Annotated in this window: 16 protein-coding genes, 2 tRNA genes, 1 pseudogene and 1 riboswitch; of the genes and pseudogenes, 8 read left to right on the forward strand and 11 right to left on the reverse strand. The window is 68.7% G+C overall.

Going from position 1 to position 23,943, the window contains the following annotated elements:
* Window positions 1-521: 521 nt before the first annotated feature.
* The 3 genes from F4562_RS08390 (at window position 522) to F4562_RS08400 (ending at window position 7,667) form a co-directional block, all read left to right on the forward strand.
* A complete protein-coding gene (locus tag F4562_RS08390) occupies window positions 522-3,590 on the forward strand; it encodes an AAA domain-containing protein (RefSeq protein ID WP_184542299.1) in 3,069 nt (1,022 codons plus the stop codon).
* A 319-nt stretch (window positions 3,591-3,909) separates the two neighbouring features.
* Complete coding sequence (locus tag F4562_RS08395; RefSeq protein ID WP_184542301.1) at window positions 3,910-6,375, forward strand: McrB family protein; 2,466 nt, start codon at window positions 3,910-3,912, stop codon at window positions 6,373-6,375.
* Complete coding sequence (locus tag F4562_RS08400) at window positions 6,375-7,667, forward strand: McrC family protein (RefSeq protein ID WP_184542303.1); 1,293 nt, start codon at window positions 6,375-6,377, stop codon at window positions 7,665-7,667. Before F4562_RS08395 ends, F4562_RS08400 begins: the two co-directional genes overlap by 1 nt.
* 31 nt (window positions 7,668-7,698) lie before the next feature.
* Here the strand turns inward: F4562_RS08400 and F4562_RS08405 are convergent, their stop codons facing one another.
* Entirely contained in the window at window positions 7,699-8,097 is a 399-nt protein-coding gene (locus F4562_RS08405; protein WP_184542305.1) for a hypothetical protein, read from the reverse strand.
* 809 nt (window positions 8,098-8,906) lie between these two features.
* Between F4562_RS08405 and F4562_RS08410 the strand changes: the two are divergent.
* Window positions 8,907-9,089: pseudogene (locus F4562_RS08410) on the forward strand (transposase); the annotation flags it as partial.
* A gap of 221 nt (window positions 9,090-9,310) precedes the next feature.
* Here the strand turns inward: F4562_RS08410 and F4562_RS08415 are convergent.
* Window positions 9,311-9,384, reverse strand: a tRNA-Ile gene (locus F4562_RS08415).
* 172 nt (window positions 9,385-9,556) lie between these two features.
* Here F4562_RS08415 and galK point away from each other — a divergent pair.
* The gene (gene galK / locus F4562_RS08420) at window positions 9,557-10,675 is read left to right on the forward strand and encodes a galactokinase (RefSeq protein ID WP_184542307.1); all 1,119 of its coding nucleotides are present in this window, start codon (window positions 9,557-9,559) and stop codon (window positions 10,673-10,675) included.
* Window positions 10,676-10,919: 244 nt separating this feature from the next.
* Here the strand turns inward: galK and F4562_RS08425 are convergent, their stop codons facing one another.
* Window positions 10,920-11,477, reverse strand: coding sequence for a MarR family winged helix-turn-helix transcriptional regulator (locus F4562_RS08425; protein WP_184542309.1), 558 nt, complete (start codon window positions 11,475-11,477; stop codon window positions 10,920-10,922).
* 126 nt (window positions 11,478-11,603) lie between these two features.
* On the opposite strand from F4562_RS08425, the gene F4562_RS08430 reads away from it, so the two are divergent.
* Window positions 11,604-12,977, forward strand: coding sequence for an MFS transporter (locus tag F4562_RS08430; RefSeq protein WP_184542311.1), 1,374 nt, complete (start codon window positions 11,604-11,606; stop codon window positions 12,975-12,977).
* Window positions 12,978-13,189: 212 nt separating this feature from the next.
* Here F4562_RS08430 and F4562_RS08435 read toward each other — a convergent pair whose 3' ends face one another.
* Complete coding sequence (locus F4562_RS08435; RefSeq protein WP_184542313.1) at window positions 13,190-14,848, reverse strand: FAD/NAD(P)-binding protein; 1,659 nt, start codon at window positions 14,846-14,848, stop codon at window positions 13,190-13,192.
* A 239-nt stretch (window positions 14,849-15,087) separates the two neighbouring features.
* A riboswitch (SAM riboswitch) is annotated at window positions 15,088-15,197 on the reverse strand.
* Window positions 15,198-15,264: 67 nt separating this feature from the next.
* Between F4562_RS08435 and F4562_RS08440 the strand changes: the two genes are divergently transcribed.
* Entirely contained in the window at window positions 15,265-15,756 is a 492-nt protein-coding gene (locus F4562_RS08440; RefSeq protein ID WP_311734024.1) for a DUF402 domain-containing protein, read from the forward strand.
* Between the two features lie 141 nt (window positions 15,757-15,897).
* Here F4562_RS08440 and F4562_RS08445 read toward each other — a convergent pair whose 3' ends face one another.
* From F4562_RS08445 to F4562_RS08455, 3 genes are all read right to left on the reverse strand, one after another.
* Complete coding sequence (locus F4562_RS08445) at window positions 15,898-16,671, reverse strand: enoyl-CoA hydratase-related protein (protein WP_184542317.1); 774 nt, start codon at window positions 16,669-16,671, stop codon at window positions 15,898-15,900.
* A gap of 249 nt (window positions 16,672-16,920) precedes the next feature.
* Window positions 16,921-18,042 (reverse strand): nitric oxide synthase oxygenase, encoded by a 1,122-nt coding sequence (locus F4562_RS08450; RefSeq protein ID WP_311734025.1) that lies wholly within the window; start codon window positions 18,040-18,042, stop codon window positions 16,921-16,923.
* A gap of 343 nt (window positions 18,043-18,385) precedes the next feature.
* Window positions 18,386-18,461 (reverse strand) — tRNA-Asn (locus F4562_RS08455).
* Between the two features lie 172 nt (window positions 18,462-18,633).
* Here F4562_RS08455 and F4562_RS08460 point away from each other — a divergent pair.
* On the forward strand, window positions 18,634-18,948 hold the full coding sequence (locus F4562_RS08460; protein WP_184542319.1) for a YtxH domain-containing protein: 315 nt from the start codon (window positions 18,634-18,636) through the stop codon (window positions 18,946-18,948).
* 71 nt (window positions 18,949-19,019) lie between these two features.
* Here F4562_RS08460 and F4562_RS08465 read toward each other — a convergent pair whose 3' ends face one another.
* The 4 genes from F4562_RS08465 to efeO all read right to left on the reverse strand — a co-directional run bounded on the left by F4562_RS08465 (window position 19,020) and on the right by efeO (window position 23,606).
* Entirely contained in the window at window positions 19,020-19,481 is a 462-nt protein-coding gene (locus tag F4562_RS08465; RefSeq protein WP_184542321.1) for a hypothetical protein, read from the reverse strand.
* Window positions 19,482-19,659: 178 nt separating this feature from the next.
* Complete coding sequence (locus F4562_RS08470) at window positions 19,660-20,955, reverse strand: MGH1-like glycoside hydrolase domain-containing protein (RefSeq protein ID WP_184542323.1); 1,296 nt, start codon at window positions 20,953-20,955, stop codon at window positions 19,660-19,662.
* Between the two features lie 106 nt (window positions 20,956-21,061).
* On the reverse strand, window positions 21,062-22,288 hold the full coding sequence (efeB, locus tag F4562_RS08475; protein ID WP_184542325.1) for an iron uptake transporter deferrochelatase/peroxidase subunit: 1,227 nt from the start codon (window positions 22,286-22,288) through the stop codon (window positions 21,062-21,064).
* Between the two features lie 133 nt (window positions 22,289-22,421).
* Entirely contained in the window at window positions 22,422-23,606 is a 1,185-nt protein-coding gene (gene efeO / locus F4562_RS08480; RefSeq protein ID WP_184542327.1) for an iron uptake system protein EfeO, read from the reverse strand.
* Window positions 23,607-23,943 lie beyond the last annotated feature (337 nt).

Raw genomic sequence — 23,943 nt, forward strand, 5'->3', positions numbered from 1 at the left:
GGCGAGCACCAGGGTTTCAAATAGGGACGTTTCTGCAGGTCACGAGGTAGGGTCCAGTGCCGATCCGGCCAACCATGCGCGATCGGCCCCTCGATCAGTTCTTGCTCCTGCGCGGCGAGTTGCCGCTTGCCGAGCCAGGGTAGGGGGACCGACCCGTGCAAGCGCAGCGCTCCGGCCTGCCGGTCTCAATCTTTTCTTCAGCACCGAATGGATCGGATATTGATCCGCAGGTCCCAGGCGACGGCCGTGCCGGATTCCTCTCGGACGAACCTTTCAGTTATCTGTAGCCGCAGCCTTTCGCGGAACGCTCTTCGCTCGGCGGACAGTTCTCCGCCTTGGACATACCCCATGGTGCCGATGTACCCGGTAGTCAGGTACATCAAGACCTATGGCACCCCGAGTTCAACCTCAGTGGACGACCCTGCTGAGCATCAGCAAAAGCAGTACTCTTCATCCCCTGCCCGAAAAGGGTAAGTTTCCGATCATGGACACGCCGATCTCCTTACCTCCGAGGGAGCGCGATGACAAGCACACGGCAGAAACCTTTTCCCATCGATGATCTGTTACGGGCCGTACATCTGGAGATCAACGCTGAGCTCCGCAGCGACGGTGACGGAGAGAGGGTATCCCTGACCGCTGGACGCAAGGTCGGAGACGACGGGGAGGTCCAGGAGTATCTGTTCTCCTGCAGGAGCTGGAAGGACACATTCTCCGGAGAGAAGCTACTCGTCCGGCTCTCACGTTCCCGCGACCCGTGGGCGAGTGCCGAAGCCGTACGGATGGCCGACGGCAAGATCACGGTCCGCACCTCGGCCGATCTAGGCAGCCAGCCGGGTAACGCTCAGCTACGCAAAGACGAGTCGGCGGGGATGGAAGCCCTCGCCGAGCGAGTGGAGTCGGCTGGTGAGAGCGACGGCCTGGTCAATCTCACTACTGCGGGCTGGATATTGGGTCAGGGACGCCCGAATATCGGCCGTTGCACCACTCCAGAACATTTCATCCGGGAATACCGCGCACGTAGGCTTAACCCTCGACAGCGGCAGGCGATCGAGCAGGCCCTCGGTAGTGAGCTCACTTTCATCTGGGGACCGCCGGGAACTGGAAAAACCGATGTCGTCGCCTCCATCGTCGAGGGCTGCTACCGGCAGGGGATGCGGGTGCTCTTCGTTGCACCGACCAAGGTGGCCGTAGATCAGGCGCTGGAGCGGATCTGCGACCTGCTCTCCGATGACGAGGGCTTCGACACGGGGCTCGTGCAGCGCGCCGGAGACATCGAGCTCACTTCCCTGTCCACCAAGTTCGGTGAGCAAATCAGCACTGGACGGATCGTCGCACGGCTTGCCGACGCCGTAACTGCCCAGATCAACGGGACACGCGAGCTGTTGGACTCGGCGCGGCAGGATCTCGCCCTCCACACCGAGGCCGAGTATGTCTCGGGCGAACTGCGGGATTTGAGCACCCAACGCGATGAGGCCGGACGGCATGCTGTAGCTCTGCACCACCAGATCCAGACCGGGCAAGTCTCCCTCAGCGGAATCGAACAGCGGATCCGCGAGATCGGCTCCCCTTACGGGCTCTTCGCCAAGAAGAAGCAGGCCCAACTCGACGACCTCAACCGCGCGCATCGGGAGTATCAGCACGCCATCGCCGCGCTCGACCGGCAACTGCACGCCGCGGAGGCCGTCCAGCGAAACCGTACCGTCGAGATCGCCAGGCTCGAACCGGAACTGGCCGCGCTGCAAGGCCGGCTGAGAGGAGTTCCCGCGGCCGGTCCTCTCCGGAACGCCGTGGAGAGCCTCCAGCAGCAGCTCACTGCGCTGGAACAGGAACAGCGGAAGATCACCGAAGTGGTCCGGGCCAACTGCCGTGTCATGGGCACCACCGTCGCCAAGGCGTTGCAGTCTCGCAGACTGCTCGACTCGATCGACGCGGTCGTCATCGACGAGGTCGGCATGGTGAACACTCCTTCGGCATGGTGCGCCGCCGGGCTCGCCGCCCGGCGGGTCATCGTCGCCGGCGATTTCCGGCAACTTCCTGCGGTGACGAGGGCGTCCGGCGATCAGTACGCCCTACCCGAGGACAGGCAGCACGCCGGGCTCTGGATGGACCGCGATGTCTTCACCGCGGCCGGGCTAGTGGATCCATCGGGCTCGGCTCGCCAGGACCGCCGGATGGTCTGCCTGGACACGCAGTACCGCATGCGCCCGTCGATATGCGAGATAGTCAATATCGTCGCCTACCCTGACGCGCCCCTGCACACCGCACGTGGTGACCGCAGCGATCTCCTCCCACCTTCACCGCTGATTGACGGGCCGCTGGTTCTCGTCGACACTACCCCCCGCCGCCTGCCCAATCCGAAGGGCCGCCGCAACGGGCACAAGATCAACGCTGTGCATGAAGCGGTCATTCACGAGCTCGTGCGCGGTCTGCAGTACGACGAGGTCCTGCCCGCTCGCAAATGGGTGGACCTCGTCGCCGGAGAGCGGCCTGCCGACCGGCTGGCCGTGATCGCTCCGTACAGGGATCAGGTGAAGGCGCTCCGGAACAGCCTGTCCTACCGGTTCGGCGAGAGCTACGAAGGGCTGGTGGACACCGTCCACCGCTTCCAGGGCAGCCAGCGTCCCCTCGTAGTGATCGACACCGTCGCCGGAGCAGGCGACAGACTCGGTTACTTCTACGAGGGGACAGGGCTGTCATCCTCCACCTGCCGGTTGCTCAACGTGGCCCTCAGTCGAGCGCAGGACCATCTCGTCGTCGTGGCCGACACCCGGTTCCTCCACGACAATCTCAGTCCGGGCAGTGAAGCCTCCCGGATGCTCACCCACCTGGAGCGGCATGCGCAGATACTCTCGGTCGACGACCTCGTACCTTTCCGCGGTGCGGCCGATCTGGCGGGGCTGAGCGAGGACGACCTGGCCCGGCCTGCTTTCTTTCCCGCCGACGAGGTACCCCTCGCCGTCGAGTGGGACATCAAACGGGCTCAGCGCAGCATCGAAATCTACTGCGCCTTCCTGGACCCCGTTCCTGTCGGCAAATGGTTGCGGCACCTCACCCCGCGTATCGGTGAGGGGGTCCAAGTCACCATCCACACCCGGGACCAGGCCGATGACCCGCGCAGGCGCGATCTGGTACGGGAACTGGAGGCGGCCGGTTGCCTGGTCGCCATACGTGAGCGCATGCACGAGAAAGTGATGATTGTCGACGACACCGTGCTCTGGCACGGTTCACTCAACCTCCTCGCCAACACGGGCGCCACTGACCTGATGATGCGGATCACCGACCCATCCTCCTGCCGACAGGTCCGTCATATCGTCGACCGCGCGCGGATGGAACGCCCCGCTCGCACCTGGAAGCAGGTACCGCCTGCTGCCGGGCCTGAATCCGGTCGGGTTTCCGACGTCAGGGCGGGCGATGTGCTGGACGGACGGCTCTACATACACGTCCCCTTCAACGAGAAGGACGAGTTCAAGGGCGTGGTACGCGCTGCTGGCATACGTCCTGGCTGGTGCGGGACGAGGAGGCTGTGGCATGTCGATGCCGCTATCCCCCGGCACCTGATCCAACGGTGGCTCCCAATGGTTCGCAACTGACGGCCCGCTGACTGCCCTGCGTGTCTCACGAGCTCAAACCGTTCATCTGCCAGATGATCGACGCTGATGCTCGGAGCCCGCTCGGCCAAGGAGCCTTCAAAGCCCTGCATCACCGCTTCACCCTCTGAAAACGCCGTGCCCCCATACCTCCAGGAGCAGTTCCCATCGATGGTGGAAGTTTTCCGCTTATCCATCGCCCACAGCGGCCGGTGATGTATCTCTTACAGAGAGAATCGATCATCGTAGTGACGCCCGCCCCCCCTACGGCAAACGGGCCCCAGCACCGTAGGCCGCCTCGTTCCCCCGACCTGGAGCCCGGATGCCCAATGCCATGCCCGAGATCATCGAGTACGGAGGCAGGAACTACAGGCTGGCACCATCACCGCGGAAGGTCATCTGCTCCAGGAGCGGCAAGAGCATGCACCACAGCGAGGACTGTCGGCATCTGCGGGGCGGCGACCGGTCCGGCTGGCGGCTGTACGACGATCCCGACGGTCTCACCTGGCGCCGTCTCCTCGACTCCGCTCCGTCGAGCGATCGGGACAGCCGCCGGGAGTTCGCCCGGGTACACGGTTTGCTCAACGGCGTCGGGGAACCGATCACCGACGCCTGTGACGACTGCATCTTGAGGGAGGTCCCGATGACCGAGGACGGGCGTCCGATTCGCATGACCCTGGCCGAGGCCCTTGTGGCCTTCGACCGGTCCACCGCCGTGGACGATGTCTCCAGAGCCGTCTCCGAGCTCGAGCGGGTCCGCCAAGAATTTCCTCTCACGGCCTGGGCCGACATGCCACTCGAACGGTATGCACTCGGAGTCGCCGACTACAGGAACACCTTCTGCTACCAGATGGAGTTCGGCACCGCAGGACTGGGCGGCATCGGCGGTGGGAGCGCCCGCAAACACATGATCTTCCGTCAGAAGAAGGACCAGCGCTGGTACCACGACCCCGCCTTCGACAACGAGCAGGAGGCGTGGACACATCTACGGCAAGGGTTCCTCGACGCGTTCGCCTTGGCGGAGAAAGGCGAGATCGCGGCGGTCAACGGGATCAAAGCGCTCCGTTCGGGCCCCAGCCTGACGGCGAAGACCCTCTACGTCCACTTCCCGGACCGCATGCTGCCGATCTACGGCCGGGAGCACGTCCGCCACTTCATCTCGTTGCTGTCGGGCGAGGATGCCTCGAAGCTGGAACCGTTCGAGGCCCATGCACGACTGAAACAGCTGGTCGACCAGATCGATCACTTCCGTGGATGGCACGGCAGAGAGATAGCGAGCTTCCTGTACTGGTGGAGCGATCCCAGGCAGAGCGCGGCCATAGTCAAGATCGCACCTGGGCCGGACGCGCAGTACTGGCAGGAGTGCCTGGAGGGCGGATACATCTGCGTCGGCTGGGACGGCGTCGGAGACCTCACCGCCTACCCGTCGGAGGACGACTTCCTCGAAGCGTTCCGAACGACTTACGGCAAGGAGTACAAGGACAAGCAATCCAAGATCACAACGAAGGCTCGGGAACTGTGGCGGTTGACCCAGCTCCAGCCCGGTGATCTGATCGTCGCCAACAAGGGCATCCGACAGGTTCTCGCCGTCGGACACGTCACCGAAACCGGCTACGCCTGGCGCGAGGATCGCCCCGAGTTCCGGCATACGGTGGCCGTGGAGTGGGACATCTCCTATGCCCAGACGCTTCCAGGGCCGGAGAACCGCTGGGGTGTCGTCACCGTGGCCAGCGTGCCGACCCGCCTATGGAAGATCATTAAAGCGGGAACCGGCACTCGGAAGGAACCGGTCCCCGGACGAGGAAACGGCCCGGTGGTGCCGCAGGCGGATCCGCAGCTCTCCAGGCTCGCCACAGCGCTTACCCGCAAGGGGCAACTCGTGCTGTTCGGCCCGCCGGGCACCGGTAAGACGTACACCTCCCTACGTTTCGCCGCCTGGTGGCTCTCGGAGAAGCTCGGACTGGAGTCCGACGCCGACCCCGACGGCGGTTCCATCCACCAGTTGGCGGCCGAGTTGTCCCGGCGCGACGGGCGACCGGCAGGCCACCTCACCCAGGTGACCTTCCATCCGGCGTACGGCTACGAGGATTTCATCGAGGGCTTCCGTCCAGTCGAAGGCCAGGGCTCAGGCCTACATCTGTCCCTCGTGGACGGTGTCTTCAAACGCATCTGCCGGACCGCAGAGCAAGATCCTGACCATCCGTATCTGCTGCTCATCGATGAGATCAACCGCGGCGACATACCGAAGATCTTCGGAGAGCTGATCACTCTCCTGGAGAAGGACAAACGCGGCCTCAGCGTGGTCCTCCCACAGAGCGGCGAGGACTTCAGCGTCCCGCCGAACGTCTACCTACTCGGCACGATGAACACCGCGGACCGCAGCATCCGGCTGCTGGACTCCGCGCTGCGCAGGCGGTTCGCCTTCGAGGAGTTGCTTCCGGACGCCGCCCTGCTCCAGGGCTCCTTCATAGGCAAGATCGACCTCGGTGACCTGCTCGACGAGCTCAACCGCCGCGTGCTCAAGGAACTGGGCCGTGAGCGTCAGATCGGCCACTCGTTCTTTCTCCTCGACGGGAAACCCGTACAGGACGAGGCCACCCTCGCCGCCGTGATCCATAACGAGGTGCTGCCTCTGCTGCAGGAGTACGCCTACGACGACTACTCCATGCTCGTCCGGTTTCTCGGGCCTGAGATCGTCGACGACGTCGAGCACCGCATCAACGACATCGACGACGAGAAACTCATCGATGCGCTCTACGCCGAACTGCAGGTGGACGGGGGCGGCTGATGAGAACCGAGGTCGTGGACGAGTATCGGAAGATCTTTATCAGCGGTCTGACACCGAGTCCTGCCGACCGGGCGGCGGCCGATTCCGACGTTCTCGGAGGTCGGCTGAAACTACGTTGGCTGGCGAGCGGGAAGCTGGAAGTAGAGGCGACTTCGCACGTAGGAGTCGTCGCCCTAGACTGCGTCACGATCCATATTCGCCCCAAGCTGGTCGGCCGCGAGCTGGCCGTGCTGAAGATGCTCGACTATGCGAGTGGCTTGCCAGCGTTCCGGCAGGTGGACCGCCTGCGCGACCTTCCGGACAGCGGGCACGACCTGCGAGATCTGATCTGCCTGCTGCTGACGCTCGAATGCGAGGGGCTGGTACGGCGTGGGCTGCGGCGCGACTACGTCCGGCGGCAGGAGACACTGCCCGCGATGCGCGGCCGTCTGCTCGCCGATCGGCAGGTACTGCGCCGGTTCGGCCGTCTGGATGCGCTGGAGTGCCGCTTCGATGAGTTCGACGGCGACATCCTCGACAATCAAGTATGCGTGGCCGCCCTCCACATGGCCGCCCGTACCGCTCGGGACAGAGCCGTACGAACCCGGGCTCGCCGCGTGGCGAGCGACTTCTCCGCAGCCTGCACCGCGGAAAGTCTCGACGCGCGCCAAGCCGCGCAGCACTTGGTCTACCACCGTCACAACGAGCATTACCGCCAGGCACACCGATGGGCGCTGCTCCTACTGCAGGCGCCCGGGTTCGTCGATCTCTTCTCCACCGCCGGGCCGTCATCTCGCACTTTCCTGCTGGATATGAACAGCTTGTTCGAGGCCTTCGCCACGCGGCTGCTCCGCGAGGCCACGCACCGTACCGGCGTCGCTGTGCATGCGCAGGAGAGCCTGTCGCGCAGCATCAGCCGTCCCGACGGCCGTCACTACACCTCGATCACTCCGGACATCCAGCTCATTCGGGGACACGGCCCGAGTGCCTGGCGGCGTCCGGTCGACGTCAAATACAAGCTCTACGGCGACCGGACGATCGCATCAGCCGACCTCTACCAGAGTTTCGTCTACGGCCAGGCGGCGAACAGGGAGGAGACCTCCACCGCGTACATCCTCTTCGCCGCCGACCGGGACATCGAGCCGGACCATGTCGTCCTGCGCCGCCTCGACGGCGCTCCGATCGCAAGGCTCACCGGTGTCGGAGTGAACGTGCCCCGCATCTTGAAAACCCTCGGCACCCCACACCTCCGGCCCTTGCTCGACAGGCTTCTCGATGATCTGGGCGGCCGCGTCCAAGCTGGCGGCCGTTGAGAAGACGCGCTCTCCGGCCGCTGGAAACCGATCAGTCGGTGTCCGCCCCTTCGTCAGCCACCCATTTGAGTAGCCGACCGTAGGCGCCGATATCCGCACAAATAATCAGATATCCATAGTGGATGGGCCTCTCCCCCTTGTTCGCACGCTTGGGGAACCTGGTCATACCGGAGCCATGGCGAAATTCTACGGGAATGACGAGTCCCGGGATGGAGGCCAAACATCCGAGGTCACTCTCAGGCGAAACGGATACTGCAATGGCATTGAGGAGCGCCTTACGGCGGTCGAGATAGACAACCCGGCTCCTGCTGGTGTGTTCAAGCTCGATATAGTACAGCGTCGGATTCTTCGAGACCTTGAAGGATCGCTCGTCGGCACACGCAACTAACCGCTCCTCAAAAGCGGATATCTTCTTCCTGCTGTCAGTCATGGAGGAATCTCCTTCAGCGAAGAACAGGATCTTGCACGTCAACCCCACCTCCTCACCCGGTTGTCTGGACACCGCAGGGTGGCTCACCAGGATGACAGACTTGAGAGACGACAGGGAGTCGTTTTATGATCCAAAACGATAAGGAACAGGCCTCCACGAAGAGTCTGATTATCATCAATACGCAAAGCCGAATTCACTTCCCGCGATCTCCTGAACAACCTCATAGCGAGGCCATGCGAATGAATACCAGGCAACCGCGAACCAATCCATCAGGAGTGTTGCCATAATATGGCCACCGATGCGTTCTATGAAACTGATTTGACCTCCCCTCATGAACAGCTCTTGCCGCTCACAGCCCTTTCGCATGATGCGATGACAGGGCCGACTCGCCCATAAAGCACCACCGTCACATGCCCACATCACACAGGTGCGGATTGTATGCCTACCATCACATTGAATTCCCCTGCTCGTCGGTGTGTCCCGCCATTCAGTGCATCAACGAATTCAGCACGTCGGGGGCACGACGAGACCTTACCCAGCTCGGCCAGCCGCTGTCGTGGTCCTTGCGATCCGCAGGGCAGCCAGATGGGTCCGGCGAGGCCATCACCGATGAGAGTGCGGACGGCCATGGATACGGGGACCTCGGGAACACCATCGAGTTCGCGAAAGTCAGCCTCGCGTCGAGCGCTTGGCGGCTAGAACAGGACGGGCGTGGTGATGCCCGTGGCCTCGGCTAGGGTGCGCATCGAGTTGCGATCAATCGGGGAGTTCGCCCTTGTGGCGGCACCTGACCCGGTAGGTCATCTTGTATGACGCGGGTCCAACTGACGGACGAGGAGTGGGAGTTCATCGAGCCTTACCTGCCGATCGACAGGTTCGGCCCGTACCTCGAGCGGCTGCGACAGCAGTTCGAGGGCGTGATCTGGCGGTTCAGGACGGGCGGGCAGTGGCAGGAGATGCTTGAGGAGTTCGGCGCCTGGCCTACCGTCCACAACTACCAGCACATCTTCTTGGAGGTACCCAAGGCCGCCGCCGAGGCCGTGGCCGCGATCATGCCCCGGTCCACATCTGAAACTGATCAATGACCACAGTGGAACGGGGAGTCGTCCGATGGGCCAGCAGTGGACCATCGTGCGCCCGCCGCGTGTCCATCAGACACCGAAGCAGACACGAAATCGATCAAGAAAACTGTATATCCGCAGTTCACAAGAGGTAGGGCGGGCGGGACTCGAACCCGCGACCCAGGGATTATGAGTCCCCTGCTCTAACCGGCTGAGCTACCGCCCCTCGTGCACGCCGTACTGGGGCATTCAACCAAAGGTACGTGGCATTCGCACATCCGCCGGGCGTGCCGGGTTCAAGATGTGACCTTGACGGGTCGAATCCGGGGAGGACGGCGGGACCGCCCTCCGATGGACTCGCTACCCTGATGTAGGACCTTGTTGAGGAGTGTTGGATCATGCGCGTTGTTGAAGCTTTCCGGGAGTCGTACGGCGCGGAGCCGGTGGGCGTCTGGCATGCTCCGGGCCGGGTCAACCTGATCGGGGAGCACACCGACTACAACGACGGTTTCGTGCTGCCCTTCGCGGTGCCGTGGGGGGTCACCGCGGCCGTGTCACCGCGCGAGGACGGAGTGGTCCGGCTGCGGTCGCTGCAGACGGGTGCCCCGGTGACCCTGGAGTCCCCCGACGAGGCCGAGGGCTGGGCCAGGTACGCCGCCGGCGTGTTCTGGGTGCTCCGTGAGGCCGGGCACCGGGCCGGGGGTGCGGACGTGGTGATCGACGGGGACGTTCCGCAGGGAGCGGGGTTGTCGTCGAGCGCGGCGCTGGAGGTGGTCGTCGGCACGGCGCTCAACGAGCTGTACGGGTTGGGCCTGTCCAAGATGGAGGTCGCCCTCGCCGCCCAGAAGGCCGAGAACGATTTCGTGGGCATGCCCTGCGGGATCATGGACCAGGCGGCCTCGGCCCTCGCGCAGGAGGGTCAGGCGTTGTTCATGGACTGCCGGAGCCTCGGCACCAGGAACATCCCGTTCGACCTGGCGCAGCACGGCCTCCAGCTGCTGATCATCAACACCGGGGTTCATCACGAACTCGCCGACGGGCAGTACGCCCGCCGCCGGCAGGACTGTGAGAACGCCGCCAAGCGACTGGGCGTCGACGCGCTGCGCGACGTCACCGACCTGGCGGGTGCCCTGGCGAAGCTGGGCGGTGACGAGCGCAAACGGGTTCAGCACGTCGTGACGGAGAACCACCGGGTCGAGGCGGTGATCGGGCTGCTGCGGGCCGGGGCGGTGCGCGAGGTCGGGGCCCTGCTGAACGCCTCCCACCTGTCGCTGCGCGACCAGTACGAGGTTTCCTGTGTGGAGTTGGACGTGGCCGTGGAGTCGGCGGTGCAGGGTGGTGCCCGTGGTGCGCGGATGACCGGCGGCGGGTTCGGCGGGTCGGCGATCGCGCTGGTGGCCGACGACCGGGTGGAATCGGTGCGGGAGTCGGTGACCGGCGCCTACGCCGAACGCGGCTGGGCCGCGCCGGAGATCTACCCGGCGACCCCGGCGGCGGGAGCCCGCCGGCTGACCTGAGAGCCGTACCTCCACCGGCCGGTCCAGGGGTCCAGGAACGCCGACCCGCGGACCGGCCCGAGAACCCAGCCCCGCGGACCGGCCCGAGGGCCCGCCCCCGCGAACCGGCCCAAGGACCCGGCCCCGCGGACCGGTCCGAGAACCCGACCTCACGGGCCGGCCCGAGGACCGGCCCGAGGGCCCTGTCCCCCGCCTCCGGCATGACGAGCCGGTCGTGGAGAGGGGGCGCCGCAGCCTTCCGAGGTCACTCCCGAGGGGCGACGGTCGGTTTCCGGTCCGCAGACCAATCGGGCATCAGCGGTGTGCCGTCGGCCTCGGCGGCGCGCACCATCCGGCGCAGCAGGCCGTCGAGCAGTTCGAGTTCGCCGGCGTCGAGGGCGGAGAGCAGGGCCCGTTCCGACCGGTCGCCCTCGGCCATGCGCTCCTCCCACACCGCGCGTCCCGCGTCGGTGAGTGCGACGAGGAGGCGGCGGCGGTCGCCGGGGTCGTGGGCACGTTCGATGTACCCGGCCCGCTCCAGCCGGTCGAGCCGGTTGGTCATCGTGGCCGGGTGGGTGTCCAGCCACTCGGCCAGCCGGGACGGCGTCGCCCGGTAGGGCGGCCCCGCCGCGACCAGGTAGTGGATCACTTTGTACTCCCACGGCTTGAACCCACTCGCCGTCAGCCAGGCCTCTTCCTTGCGCTTGAGCAGGCGCATGAGCATCTGCATGCGCGTGATGATCCCCTCGGCCTGGGGGTCGAGGTCGGACAGTTCGCGTGACCAGTGCGCGATGTGTCGGTCGATGGAGTCCGGCTCGGCCATGCCCACAGCGTAACGGCCGTCCCGGCACCGCTCTCGCCCTCGCCCGCCCCTCCCCTGCCCGGCCCATGACGAAGATCATTTTATTATGGATGCATATATTCTTATTTCGTAGTAAATTTTCACCCCATGACCCCTCTCAGAGACATCTGGGCGCCCCTCCGCGACCGCCGGTTCCTGCTGCTGTGGAGCGGCCAGACGCTCTCACACGTCGGTGACGCCATCACCGCGGTCGCCCTCGCGCTGGCGATCGTGAAGGCGACCGGTTCCGCCACCGACCTCGGCATCGTGCTGGCCGCCCAGTCGGTCGCCACGGTGACGCTGATGCTCCCCGGCGGAGTCTGGGCCGACCGGCTCCCCCGCCATCGCGTGATGCTGACCGCGGACGTGGTCCGCGGGATCGCCCACGCCGTGATGGGCATCGAGCTGGTCACCGGCACGGTGGACATCGTCCACCTGGCGGTGCTCGCCGCCGTCTCCGGCGCCGGTTCGGCGTTCTTCCTGCCCGCCACGACCGGTCTGGTGCCCGCCACCGTGGCGCCCGAGCTCCTGCCCCGGGCGAACGCGCTCATGGCGATCGCCCAGCGCGGGGCGATGCTGCTCGGACCGGGCATCGCGACCACCATCGCGCTGACCGCCGGGCCCGGCTGGGCACTCCTGCTAGACGCCGTGACGTACGCGGTCAGCGCCGTGCTGCTGGGACGGCTCCGGATCCCGCCGGTTCCGGCCGCACCGCACGAGCCGTTCGTCCGGCAGCTCGCCGACGGCTGGCTGGAGCTGGGCCGCCACCGCTGGTACTGGACGAACCTGATCGGCCACTCGTTGTGGAACCTGGGCCGCTGTGTGCTGATCACCGTCGGCCCGGTGATCGCCGTCGGCAGCCTCGGCGGTGAGCTGGCGTGGGGGACGATCGTGCAGGGCGGCACGATCGGCGCGCTGTGCGGCGCCCTCCTGGTGCTGCGCGTCAGGCCCCGCAGGCCCCTGGCCGCGGCCAACATCGGTCTCGCGCTGGGTGCGCTGCCGCTGGTCGCGCTCGCCGCTGGGGCGCCCGCGCTGGTCGTCGCGGCGGCGTACGGGATGATGACCGGCGGGCTGGCGTTCATGGCTCCGCTGTGGGAGACCGCGGTGCAGGAGCACATCCCCGCCGAGGCGGTCTCACGGGTGTCCGCCTACGACTGGATGCTCTCCCTCGGGCTGATGCCCTTCGGCATGGCCCTGGCCGGTCCGCTGGCCGACGCGGCGGGTACGGCCGTCACCCTGTACGGTTCCGCGGCCGTGATCGCGATCTCCTCCCTGGGCGTCCTGCTGCTGCCGGACATCCGCGACCTCGGCATGAGGGACGCGGAGGACCACCACCCCGACCGGACCGGCACGGACGGCGACCTGCCCGGCCGGACCGGTCCCGGCGCCCCGGCCAGCCAGGCCGGTTCCGACGACCCGTCCAGTCGGACCGGTTCCGGCGACAATCTGCCCAGCCGGGCCGCCGAGTCAGGCGTCGCCTGACGCGCTCTCCGGCCTGCGGGCCGGAGCACCGGGGCCGGAGCACCGGGGCCGGGCCGGTTCCGGTCCCGGACACCGGTTCCCGGGCGGTGCCGCCGCAGGGCCGGGAATGCCTCCCCTCCCGCCGGGACGGCCGCGACGGCGCGGGAGGGGACGGGCCTGACGGGCCTGAACCGCCGGGAGGCACCTCCGCGTCCTCGCGGTCAGGCTCACTGTCAAGCGACGTGGTGGAGGTGGGTGCCGACGGCTTCGGACAATACGATCCGGGCGAGCGCGTCGGTGTGGCGGAGGAGTGGGGCGTCGGTGCCAGGGCGGGTGAAGCCGTCGTCGGCCGGGCCGCCGGAGGTCCGGGGGCCGAAGGCGAACCTGCGAGGGTGGGGGATGCCGGACTGGTCGAGCACCCGATGGTCGGCCGGACGCACCCCGAGCAGGCCGGACTCCTCCGTGACCTCGCCCCGCCCCCGCAGGGAGGCGATCAGCGGGTCGGCGGCCCCGCTCACGCCGGACGCGGACGATCGGGCCCCGCTCACGCCGGACACGGACGATCGGGCCTCGATCAAGGTTTCCGCCCGGACGGTGCCGGGCACGGTGGGGCTCTGCGCCAGCCACCGTCCTTCGTGGTGCTCGACGCGTAGGCCGGCGCCGAGGAAGGTGAGCACGCCCGCGCTGACCAGCGCGCGCAGTTCCTCCAGGCGGGAGCCGGGCGGTCCGCCGGTGACGTGGTCGAAGAAGCTCTGGAACCACGGGTCGTGGATGCCCCGCGCGGCGAGAACACCGTGAACCGGGAACAGGGCCAGGACGACGGCGTGGTCGGCGCTGTGCCCGGGGTCGGCGCGCCGCTCCAGGTCGGCCGCGAGGTAGCCGCGCATCCACTTCTGCAGCCCGGCCGCGTCACCGAACCGCATGCCCTCCAGGGGCCGGTCCAGGCGCTCGAGGTCAAGCCGGTCCCGGTGCCGGGGAACGGCCGTGCGGATCAGCTTGCGCATCTCGGGACTGCGCCACTCCTCCGCGGCGAACGCCTCCTCGAATCCCGGCCAGGCGAGGCAGGACCGCTCGGGATGGGCGGTGATCAGCTCGTGGTAGTAGGCGAAGGTCAGCTCCTTGGCGACCAGCGGCCAGAGGTCCCTGCGGAAGTTCCACGGCCCGTCACCCGCCGTCCGCACGGTGGGGAAGCGAGGCGCCGGCGGGCGGGCGCCCGCAAGGAGACGGCCGGTCCGGGCACGGTACGGCACTCCGCGGTGCGACCCGGTGTGGAGCAGGGGTTCCCGCCCGCTGGGCAGGTAGACCAGCTCGCCGTCGTACTCGCGGGAGAAGCGTCCGCCGCGACCGGAGGTGAGCAGTGTCGTCAGGTCGGTGAAAGCCGCCCCCAGACCGCGTATGATCACCGGCTCGCCGGCGGGGATCCCGTCCGGGTCGAGGTTCGCCGCGTGTGGGGTGGGCGGACGGTCCGGGCCGGTGCACGCGATCCGGGCGTCCGGCTCGTCCTCCTGCCCGACCGAGGTCCGCCCGTCCCCCTGCCCGACCGGGGCTGGCCCGTGCTCCTGCCGGGCGGAGGTCGGGTCATGGTGTTCCCCCGCGAGGATCACGGCGTCGACGTCGAGCGTCCGGCCGTCCTCCAACCGGACCGCCTGCCCGCCGGGGACGTCGACCAGGTCGACCGCCCGGGTGACGTGCACGTGTACCCGGACCCCGCGGGGAGCCGCCCGTAACAGATCGGTCCGCTCCCGGCCCCGGATCTCGTCCGGGGGGTGCGGGTCGACGACGTGCAGGTCCAGCGGTGGCAGGCCGAGCAGTCCGGAGGCGTTGGCGCAGATCTGTTCCACCAGGCAGGTGCCCGCGGGGCCGGCGCCGATCACGGCGATCGAGGCGGTCATAGCGCGGCCGCTCTGCGGCGGGCCCCGTCCCGGCCTGCGTGGAGCGGCGCGCCGCGGAGCCGCCGGGCACCGCCCCCCTCCCCGGGAACGGGGACCGCGCCGGAACCGGCGTTCCCGGGGAGGGGGGACGGGAGGCCCGGACGGCGACAGCCGCGGGTGCCGAGGAAGGCGGGGACCGTGTTCAGTGTGATCTCTGACATGTCGTCGCTCCAGGCATGCCTCGGTGGCCCCGTGACGGGTCCGCGCACTCGCGGCACGCCTGCCGTGCCGCCAGGTCTTCCCGGGGCGTCCCGCCGTGGTGGGAGGGACGCCGGTCAGCCGGCCGGGCCTCACGCTGACGCTCTTAACCTAGTTATAAGGTAGGAAATACATGGATCATTGTCAAGCCGTATGGTCAGGGCATGTCACACGAGAGCGTGAGAGTGGTTTACCGCAAGTACGACGGATCGCTGCACTGGCACCACCGCGGCCTGCTGCTCGGCGAGGACGAACACGGCGTCTGGACCGGTTGCGTGGCCGGCTCCAGCGGCCACAAGGGTGACGGGCCCCCGGTCGTATGGCCCTACGCGTTCGTGATGCTCTTCCCCCGAGACGGCTGGTGGACCGCCGTCTTCAACGCCGCCCCGAACGACGTCGAGATCTACTGCGACGTCTCCACCGTGCCGCGGTGGAGCGACGGCGAGGTGACCATGGTCGATCTGGACCTCGACGTGATCCGAATGCGAGGGAACGGCCGGGTCTTCCTCGACGACGAGGACGAGTTCGAGGAGCACCGGGTCCGGTACGCCTACCCGCCCGACGTCGTCGAGAACGCCCGTGCCGCCGCCGACCGGCTGCTGGAGGCCGTCGGCGCCGGTGCCGCCCCCTTCGGATCCGCGGCGCCCCACTGGCTGGCCCGGGTCACCTGAGCCCGGCCCGCCCACCCCGGATCCGCGGCCCCCGCCGACCGGCCCGGACCACCCGAGCCTCACACCCCGGATCCGCGTCCCTCGCCGACCGGCCCGGACCACCCGAGCCCGGCACATCTGCGCGCCGCGGGTGCGCCGGGCCTACAGGGGCGGGAACTCGGGGGCGCGGCGCTCGACGAAGCTCGCGACGCCCTCGGCGAAGTCGGGCCGAGAGAAGGACTCCGCCATCAGGCGGACGGCCGCGGACTCGGCCTCTTCCAGGCTGCGCCGCCAGTCACCCCAGACCTGGCGTTTGATCACGGCCATCGAGGCCGGAGAGCTGTACACCGCGAGCTCACGGGCGTAGGCCAGCGTCTCGGCGAGCAGCCCCTCCCCCGGCACCGACCGGGCGGCCAGCCCCAGCTCGAACGCCTCGGCACCGGTGAAGGTGCGGCCGGACAGCAGAAGGTCCATCGCCTTCGCCTGTCCCACCAACCGGGGCAGGATCCACGACAGACCGTACTCGGCGATCAGGCCGCGCCGGGCGAAAGCTGTGGTCCACTTGGCTTCGGCCGCGGTGAAGACCAGGTCGCAGACCAGGGCGTGGACCATGCCGAGGCCGGCGCAGGCACCGTTGACCGCCGCGATGACCGGCTTGCGGATCGTGGCCGGGAAGGTCGTGGGACGCGGGTCCGGCCGGGAGTCGTAGGAGCCGTCCTGGATGGCGTGGAGCGTCTGGAAGTCGGCTCCGGCGCAGAAGCCCCTGCCCGCGCCGGTGACGACGATCACCCGGACCTCGGGATCCTTCTCCGCCTCGGCCAGCAGGTCGAAGTAGCGTCGCCCCATCTCGTCGGTCCAGGCGTTGAGCCGGTCCGGCCGGTTGAACGTCAGCGTCAGCACGCCCTGTTCGACGGACGGCAGAACCAGGTCCAGCATCCCGACTCCCTCCTGGGAGCCCTCGCCCTGTGCGGGGGCGTCCCCGTCCGGCGTTCCGGACCGGAACGCCGCAGAATATAGTTCTACACTTTTTCTCCCTCCGGCGACAGCGCGCGGCGTATCGGGGTCCGCCGGGGCGTCGGACCGGTCTCGATCCCGTACCGGGGTCCCCGGGCGTCGGACCGGCCCCCGATCCCGTACCGGACTCGCCGAGACGCCGGACCGGTTCCGCCCGGCCGCTTGCCGTAATCACCCTCCCGGCGCGTCCCAGCGGCCGAGGGCCCGCTCCAGCGAGTCGGGGTGGTAGGTGAAGTTCGGCGACAGGCTCACGTCGTCGTAGTAGCGGTGGAAGACCGGCGTGGCCGAGCCCGACATGGGTGGCACGATCCACGTCCAGTCGGCCGGGCAGACCCGTCCGGCTCGTTCCTCACGCTCCAGGTGGGTCAGGAAACGGTGGGACTCGGTGTGGTGGTCGGTGATCGTCACCCCCGCCCGGTCGAAGGAGTGCAGGACCGCCACGTTCAGCTCCACCAGAGCGCGGTCACGCCAGAGTGAGCGCTCCGTGCCAGTGTCCAGGTTCAGCCTATGGGCGATCAGCGACGTCAGGTCGTAGCGGTCGGCGTCGGCCAGGTTGCGGGCACCGATCTCGGTGCCCATGTACCACCCGTTGAACGGCGCCGACCGGTAGCAGACACCGCCGATCTCCAGGCACATGCCGGATATCGCGGGCACGGCGTGCCAGCGCAGCCCCAGTTCGGCGAACCAGGGGTGGGAGGGATGGGAGAGCGCGACCTCCAGCACGGCGTCGCCGGGGATCGTCGACAACAGCGGCGGCCCGTCGCCCATCGAGATCACCAGGGGAAGCACGTCGAAGGGACTCCCCGGACCGCCCGGCCAGCCGAGCTTGCCCACCATCGTGGTGAAGTCGGCGTAGCGGGGGTCACCGACGATCGACCCGTCGTCCATGGCGTACCCGGCGTACCGGATGAGCTGCTCGTTCCAGATCCGCGGGCCCGGTGCCCCGGGGCGGTCCTGGGCGAACACCGTCATCGTCGGACGGATCCGGCGGCCCGGCGCGGCGTCCCGCAGGTGGTTGACGCACTCGACGGCGACGCCCTCGGGCGTGTCGACGTGCCGCCGGTCGCGTACGCGCAGCGAGCGCCAGTAGAGCCGCCCGATGCACCGGCCGCTGTTGCGCCAGGCCACCCTGGCGCCGAACGTCAGCTCCCCGGGGGTGTGGGTGTACGTCCCCGTCCGCGCGATCTCCGCGCGCACCTCGCGCAGGCGCGAACGTAGGTCCCCCGCGCCGGGGTTCTCCGCGTGGAAGAGCCTCAGATAGTCCTCGGCCGCCGTCATGTCGACGGGAGGCACCGCGTGCTCCGGCCCCTCCGTACGGACGCCGCGAACCGCTTCCGGCCCGCCGTGCCGTGATCTCCGCCAGGTCAGCACTGCAACAACCACCCAGGTGGCTCACGGGCACGACGGCCGTTCCGGGCGGCACGGTGCCCTGGGCACAGCGGCCCTTCCCCGCTGTGCTCGTTGTGGTCCGCGGCGAACGCGCACCGGCGTGTCCGGCCCACCGGATCACACAGGGCGATCGGAGGGACACCGCGCGCGGCGACCCCTATTTTCCGGGATTCACCGGGATTTGTCCCCGGAACCGGCGCAGGAGACGCGAAAGGCCCCGGGAGCTGGGCTCCCGGGGCCTTCAGACTGGCTCCCGCGATAGGACTCGAACCTATAACCTGCCGGTTAACAGCCGGCTGCTCTGCCGATTGAGCTACACGGGATCGTGCGTTTGCGCTGTTCGGCGGGGTTTCTCCCCGTTCCTTGCGGCGCATGAATAGATTAGCGCACTCGGGGGGTGCGTGTCGCATCGATACTCCGGGGTAGTCCCGAGTCGACTGCACTCCGCGGATGATGAAGGATCAAGGTCGGCGGAGCCTGCTTGTGGAGGTGGACATGCGTTATCGACTGATGTTCGGGGTGGGTCTCGCGATCGGCTACATCTTGGGGAGCCGCGCCGGCCGGGAGCGCTATGAGGAGATCAAACGGATGGCCCAGCGGGTGTCGGACAACCCCACCATCCAGGAGACCGCCGGCCTTGTGGGCGCCAAGGTCTCCCGGGCGACCGGCGTGGCCAGAGCCAAGGTGAGCGACGTGGCGAAGAACCGGCTGTCGTTCATGCGCTCGGGTGACGACTGGCAGACCGAGAAGCACGACGAGAGCGGCACCGGCTGGCCGGAGGGCCAGAAGACCACCCCGGCACCCTACTGACCGGCTACCGACCGGCTACCGACCGGCGCTGTGGGCCCGCGGAACGTTCCATCCGCGGGCCCGCGGGTCGGTCAGACCCCGAAACTGCGGCGCGTCTCCTCCAGCGCCTGCTCGGCCGTGGCCCGCAACCCCGGATCGTCCGGGTCGAGGCCGGAGTCGAAGACGAACTCCCACACCAGCCGGTCGTCCTCCGCCCTCCGCGCCACCAGCCGCACTCCCCCGCGCGCGTCCAGCGGGACGTACTGGCTGACCACGATCGAGGCGGTCACCCGCTCCCGCACGGCTTCCGGGACCCGCCCGGGTTCGGGAAGGCGTGCCCGGTGCGATCGGCCGTCCGTGGTGACGACCGTCAGCCCCTCCTCGTCCCACACGCCGCGGTCCACGTGGAACCAGGGCATGCGGGTCCCGGCCAGGTAGAGGGCCCGGTCTGCGGCGATCACATAGCCGTCCGGCCCCTCGGCGTAGGTGAGCACCCGGTCGGCCGGGTCGACCGCCGCGCGGACCTCGGCGGGCATGCGGTTGAAGAGCCTCATGTCCCAACGTTATCCGGCGCCTTGCTCCATTTTTGCCCCGACGCCCGGCGCGACGCCCACCGCACCGCCGACGTCCGGCGTGACGCCCACCGCACCGCCGACGTCCGGCGCACACCGCCGATGCCCACCGCATCACCCGGCATCCGGCGTGTCGCCCCGTGCCCGGCGGTCCGGTGCATCATCCGCCGTCGCCCGCGAGCAGATCGAGGGTGAGCGCGGCCGACCAGGAGAAGTCACGGCTGCCCCGGCCGCTGCCGTCGAAGGGGTCGAAGCACTCGCGGAAGCCCCCCTGCCGCACCAGGCGCAGGGTGCAGGTGCCGAGCACGTGGGCGAGCGTCGTCAGGCCGTGCACGGCCGCGGCCCGCCGCAGCAGCCAGTTGGTGTTCACCCAGGACGGCCCGCGCCAGTAGCACGACCGGTCGAACTCCTGAGCGCGGATCTCACAGCTCGGCACCGGATATCCGGCGGCGCCCATGAAACGGGGCGACTCCAGCACCCGCGCCAGCTGTGCCACCCTCTCGGAGGGCAGCCCCGGGTCGAGCATCGGGCCGAAGGAGCCGACCGTGCACACCGGGACGAGCCGCCCGCCGCGCAGGTCGCGGGCGTGGAAGGCTCCGTCGTCCCAGAGCCGCTCCAGCAGCGCCGACCGGATGTGCTCCGCCTGCTCCCGGTGTGGCCCCGGATCCGCGCCGGCCACCGGCGCCAGTTCGACGAGGGCCTGACAGGAGGCGAGCCAGATCCCGTTGAACATCGGGTCCTCGACCGCGAACGGATGCTCCTGCCTCAGGTACGCCGGGTCGTAGCCCGCGTCCCGGTACCGCAGGACCAGCCAGACGTAGCGGTCGGGGTTGCTGCCGGGGTGACGTCCGGGCGGCCCGGCGCTCCGGTGGGTCCGGTGGACCTGCGTCAGGGCCGCGAGCGGGGCGTCCCAGGCGGGGCTGTCGTCCATCCCGGACTCCCACGGGTGCACGATCGCGGCCAGCCCGCCCCCGCCGAGGTCTCTGGCCGCGGCGAGGTAGCCGTGCTGGGCGGCCAGCATCGGGTAGAGGCGCCGTACGAGGGCGGCGGCCGTGTCGCGGTCGGTCGCGTACCGCCACACCCACCACAGCGCGAACGCGTGCAGCGGCGGCTGGGTCAGCCCGGAGGTGCGCACACCGTGGGGCGAATCCGGGTGGTCCTCCGAACGCCAGACGGAGGGGCCGGGGAAGTACCCCTCCGCGTGGGCCGGGCGGAAGACGATGTGCGGGACCATCCCGGTACGCCACTGCCCCGCCAGCAGGCTGACCAACTCGGCCCCGGCCCTGCGGGTGTCCCAGCGGGCCAGGCCGATCGCGACGAAGGTCGAGTCCCAGTTCCACTGGTGGGGGTAGAGGCCGGGGGCGGGCACGGTGGCGGACCCCGTCCAGTTCGCGGTGAGCACGGACCAGGCCTCACGCCCGAGAGCGGCGTCGTCCACCGCTGCTCGCGCCTCCATTCGCCCAGTTTGCGCCTCCACAGGCCACCAGAACAGCCCCGTTTTCCCGAATACGCCGCAAATGAGGCTGTGGTGACTGGAGCCGACCGGTGACCGGGGCGGCGCGTCAGGCCTGGTTCAGGAGCGCCTCCCCCCAGTAGGAGCCGGACGCGACCCCGCCTGGGCAGGCGTACACGCCGGAACCGACGTGCTGGATGTACTCGTTGAGCAGGTCCTTGGCCGCCAGAGCGCGCTGGATCGGGATGAAACCCTTGTTCAGGTCACGCTGGTAGGCCAGGAAGAACAGGCCCGCGTCCAGACGTCCGAGACCGTCGGTGCCGTCGGTGAAGGAGTAACCCCGGCGCAGGATCGTCACCCCGCCCAGGGAGTCCGGATGGGCCAGCCGGACGTGGGAGTCGGCGGGCAGCTTCTCCACCGCCACGGGGTCGTGCTCGCGGGTACCGCCGTAGGGGGCGCCCTCGCGCTTGGTGCGGCCGAAGATGTCCTCCTGCTCCTTCAGCGAGGTGCGGTCCCAGGTCTCGATGTGCATGCGGATGCGCCGGGCGACCAGGTACGAGCCTCCGCGCAGCCACTGCGGCCCCTCGTCTCCCACCCAGACGTGGTCGTCCAACTTCTTGCGGTCGGTGGCCGCGATGTTGTTGGTGCCGTCCTTGAACCCCATCAGGTTGCGCGGGGTCTGCGCCTCCGGGGTGGTCGAGGAGGTCTTGCCGAAACCGAGCTGCGACCAGCGGACCGAGGCGGTGCCGAAACCGATGCGTACGAGGTTGCGCACGGCGTGCACCGCGACCTGAGGGTCGTCCGCGCACGCCTGGACGCACACGTCACCGCCGCTGCGGGCCGGGTCGAGCCTGTCACCGCGGAAGCGGGGCAGTTCCTCGAACCCGGCCGGCCGGGGCAGCTTGAGGCGGTCGAAGAAGGAGGGGCCGAACCCGACCGTCAGCGTCAGCCGCGAGGCGGGCAGCCCGATGGCCTCACCTGTGTCGTCGGGCGGGGCCAGCGCGGCCCCGGTCGCCCCTCGGCCCACCTCCTGCGCGGAGGTCATCTGGACGGCCGCCGCCGTCCACGCCTTAAGCATCGCCGCCACCTTCTCCGGGGAGTCGGTGCTCAGGTCGAAGGCGGCGAAGTGCAGCCGGTCCTGGACGGGGGTGGCGATGCCGGCCTGGTGGGCGCCGTGGAAGGGGATCACCCCGCCCGAGGCGGCGGCGAGGACCGGCTCGGCCCGCGGATGGGGCCGGTCCTGGTTCACCAACGCCGCGCCGGCGACCGCCGCGGCCCCCGCACCCACGGCGATGCCTGCACCGGTCAGCAGCCTGCGCCGGCTGAGATCGGCCATGTGTCCCCCTCTTCTCTCTCGTTCTCTCGGAGCTCGGAACCCGGTGGCCCGGCGGCCCGGACGCGCAGTCCGGGTTCACGACCAGGGCTCACAGCCCGGACGTGTGATCCGGACGTGCGGGAACGCGGGCGGGTCAGCCCGCGGCCACCGCGGCCAGGCCGGACAGCGGCTCAGCGAGGGCGTTGACGGCGTCGGCGAGCTCCTTGACCTGCTCCTTGGACAGCTCGGTGTAGGAGACGAACCCGTCGCCCTTGCCGTACTTGGCGAGCAGCGCGTCGAGCTCGGCGAACTCGGTGTCGAGGGTGGTGACCAGCCCGGGGTTCCGCTCCATCACGATCGGCGTGAGGAGCTGGTAGACCTTGAACGCGCCGTTGACGTTGGCCTTGAAATCCCACAGGTCGGTGTGGGAGAACGCCTCCTCCTCGCCGGTCACCTTGCCGGTCGCCACCTCGTCCAGCAGTTCCTTGGCGCCGTTGGCCATGGAGCTGGCGGTGATCTCCGCGGTGGGCAGCCTCTTCTTCAGCGCGTCCAGGTCGGCCAGGAGCACGTCACCGTACTCGGCCTCCTTCTTGACCGTCTTCGGGGCCTCCCACAGTGCCTTCTCCAGGCGGTGCCAGCCGGTCCACTTCTGGCCGTCCTCCAGGTCGGCCTCGCGCAGGTCGACCTTGGGGTCGATGTCACCGAACGCCTCGGCCACCGGCTCGATCCGCTCCCAGCCGACCCGGCTCGGCGCGTAGAGGGCCTTGGCCTTCTTCACGTCGCCCTTCTTCACCGCGGCGACGAAGTCCTCGGTCTTGGCGATGGTGTCGTCGACCTGGGTCTCGACATAGGCGCGGTACTCGTCGACGGCGCGGGTGACACGAGGGTCGGTCTGGGCGGCGAGCTCACCGGAGACCGTGATCTCCTGACGGATGCCGTCGCCCTCGTGGTTGGGCTTGCAGGCGAGCTGGTACGTGCCCGCCGGCAGCTCCACGACCAGGTCCCCGCTGGCGCCGGGGGCGATGTTGGCGCGCTCGCCGACCACCGTCTTGTCGGCGCGGTAGAGGTAGAGCCAGGTCGGCTCCTTGCCGTCGTTCTTCAGCTTGAAGCCGACGACGCCGGCGGGCAGGGCGGTCTTGGCGGCGACGCACGTCGTGTCCGTCGCCGCGACGTCGACGGTCTCGGTCACCGCGCCGGTCGGAGCCGCCTGGGGGGCGACGGCGGCGCTGCCGCTGCCGCTCGCGGACCCACCGTCGGCTCCGTCGTCGGCCGAGCTGCAGGCGGTGATGGCGAGAGCGAGAACGCCGCAGGTGGCGAGTGCGCGGGTGGTGGGGGACATGAAGGCTCCTATATCGGTTAGGCGTCCCTAACTTAGCCTTCCCTTACTTCACAGCGTCAACCAGGGTGGCTTTCAGGAAGACGTGGTATGGGCTCCCGGCCCAAGGTTCCGTCCGGAGGTTCCGTGCGAAGGTTCCGCCCCGAGGTGCCGCGGAGGTTCCACCCGGAGGTTCCGCGGAGGTTCCACCCGGAGGTTCCGTGTGAAGGTTCCGCGGAGGTTCCACGGAGGTTCCACCCGGAGGTTCCGCCCGGACAAGCCGAAGGGCGACGACCCGGAACCCGGTCTGGTCGTCGCCCTTCGGCTCACCGGCGCGATGTCGCCCTTCGGCTCGCCGCCT

The organism is Streptosporangium becharense (assembly GCF_014204985.1).
Lineage (GTDB): Bacteria > Actinomycetota > Actinomycetes > Streptosporangiales > Streptosporangiaceae > Streptosporangium > Streptosporangium becharense.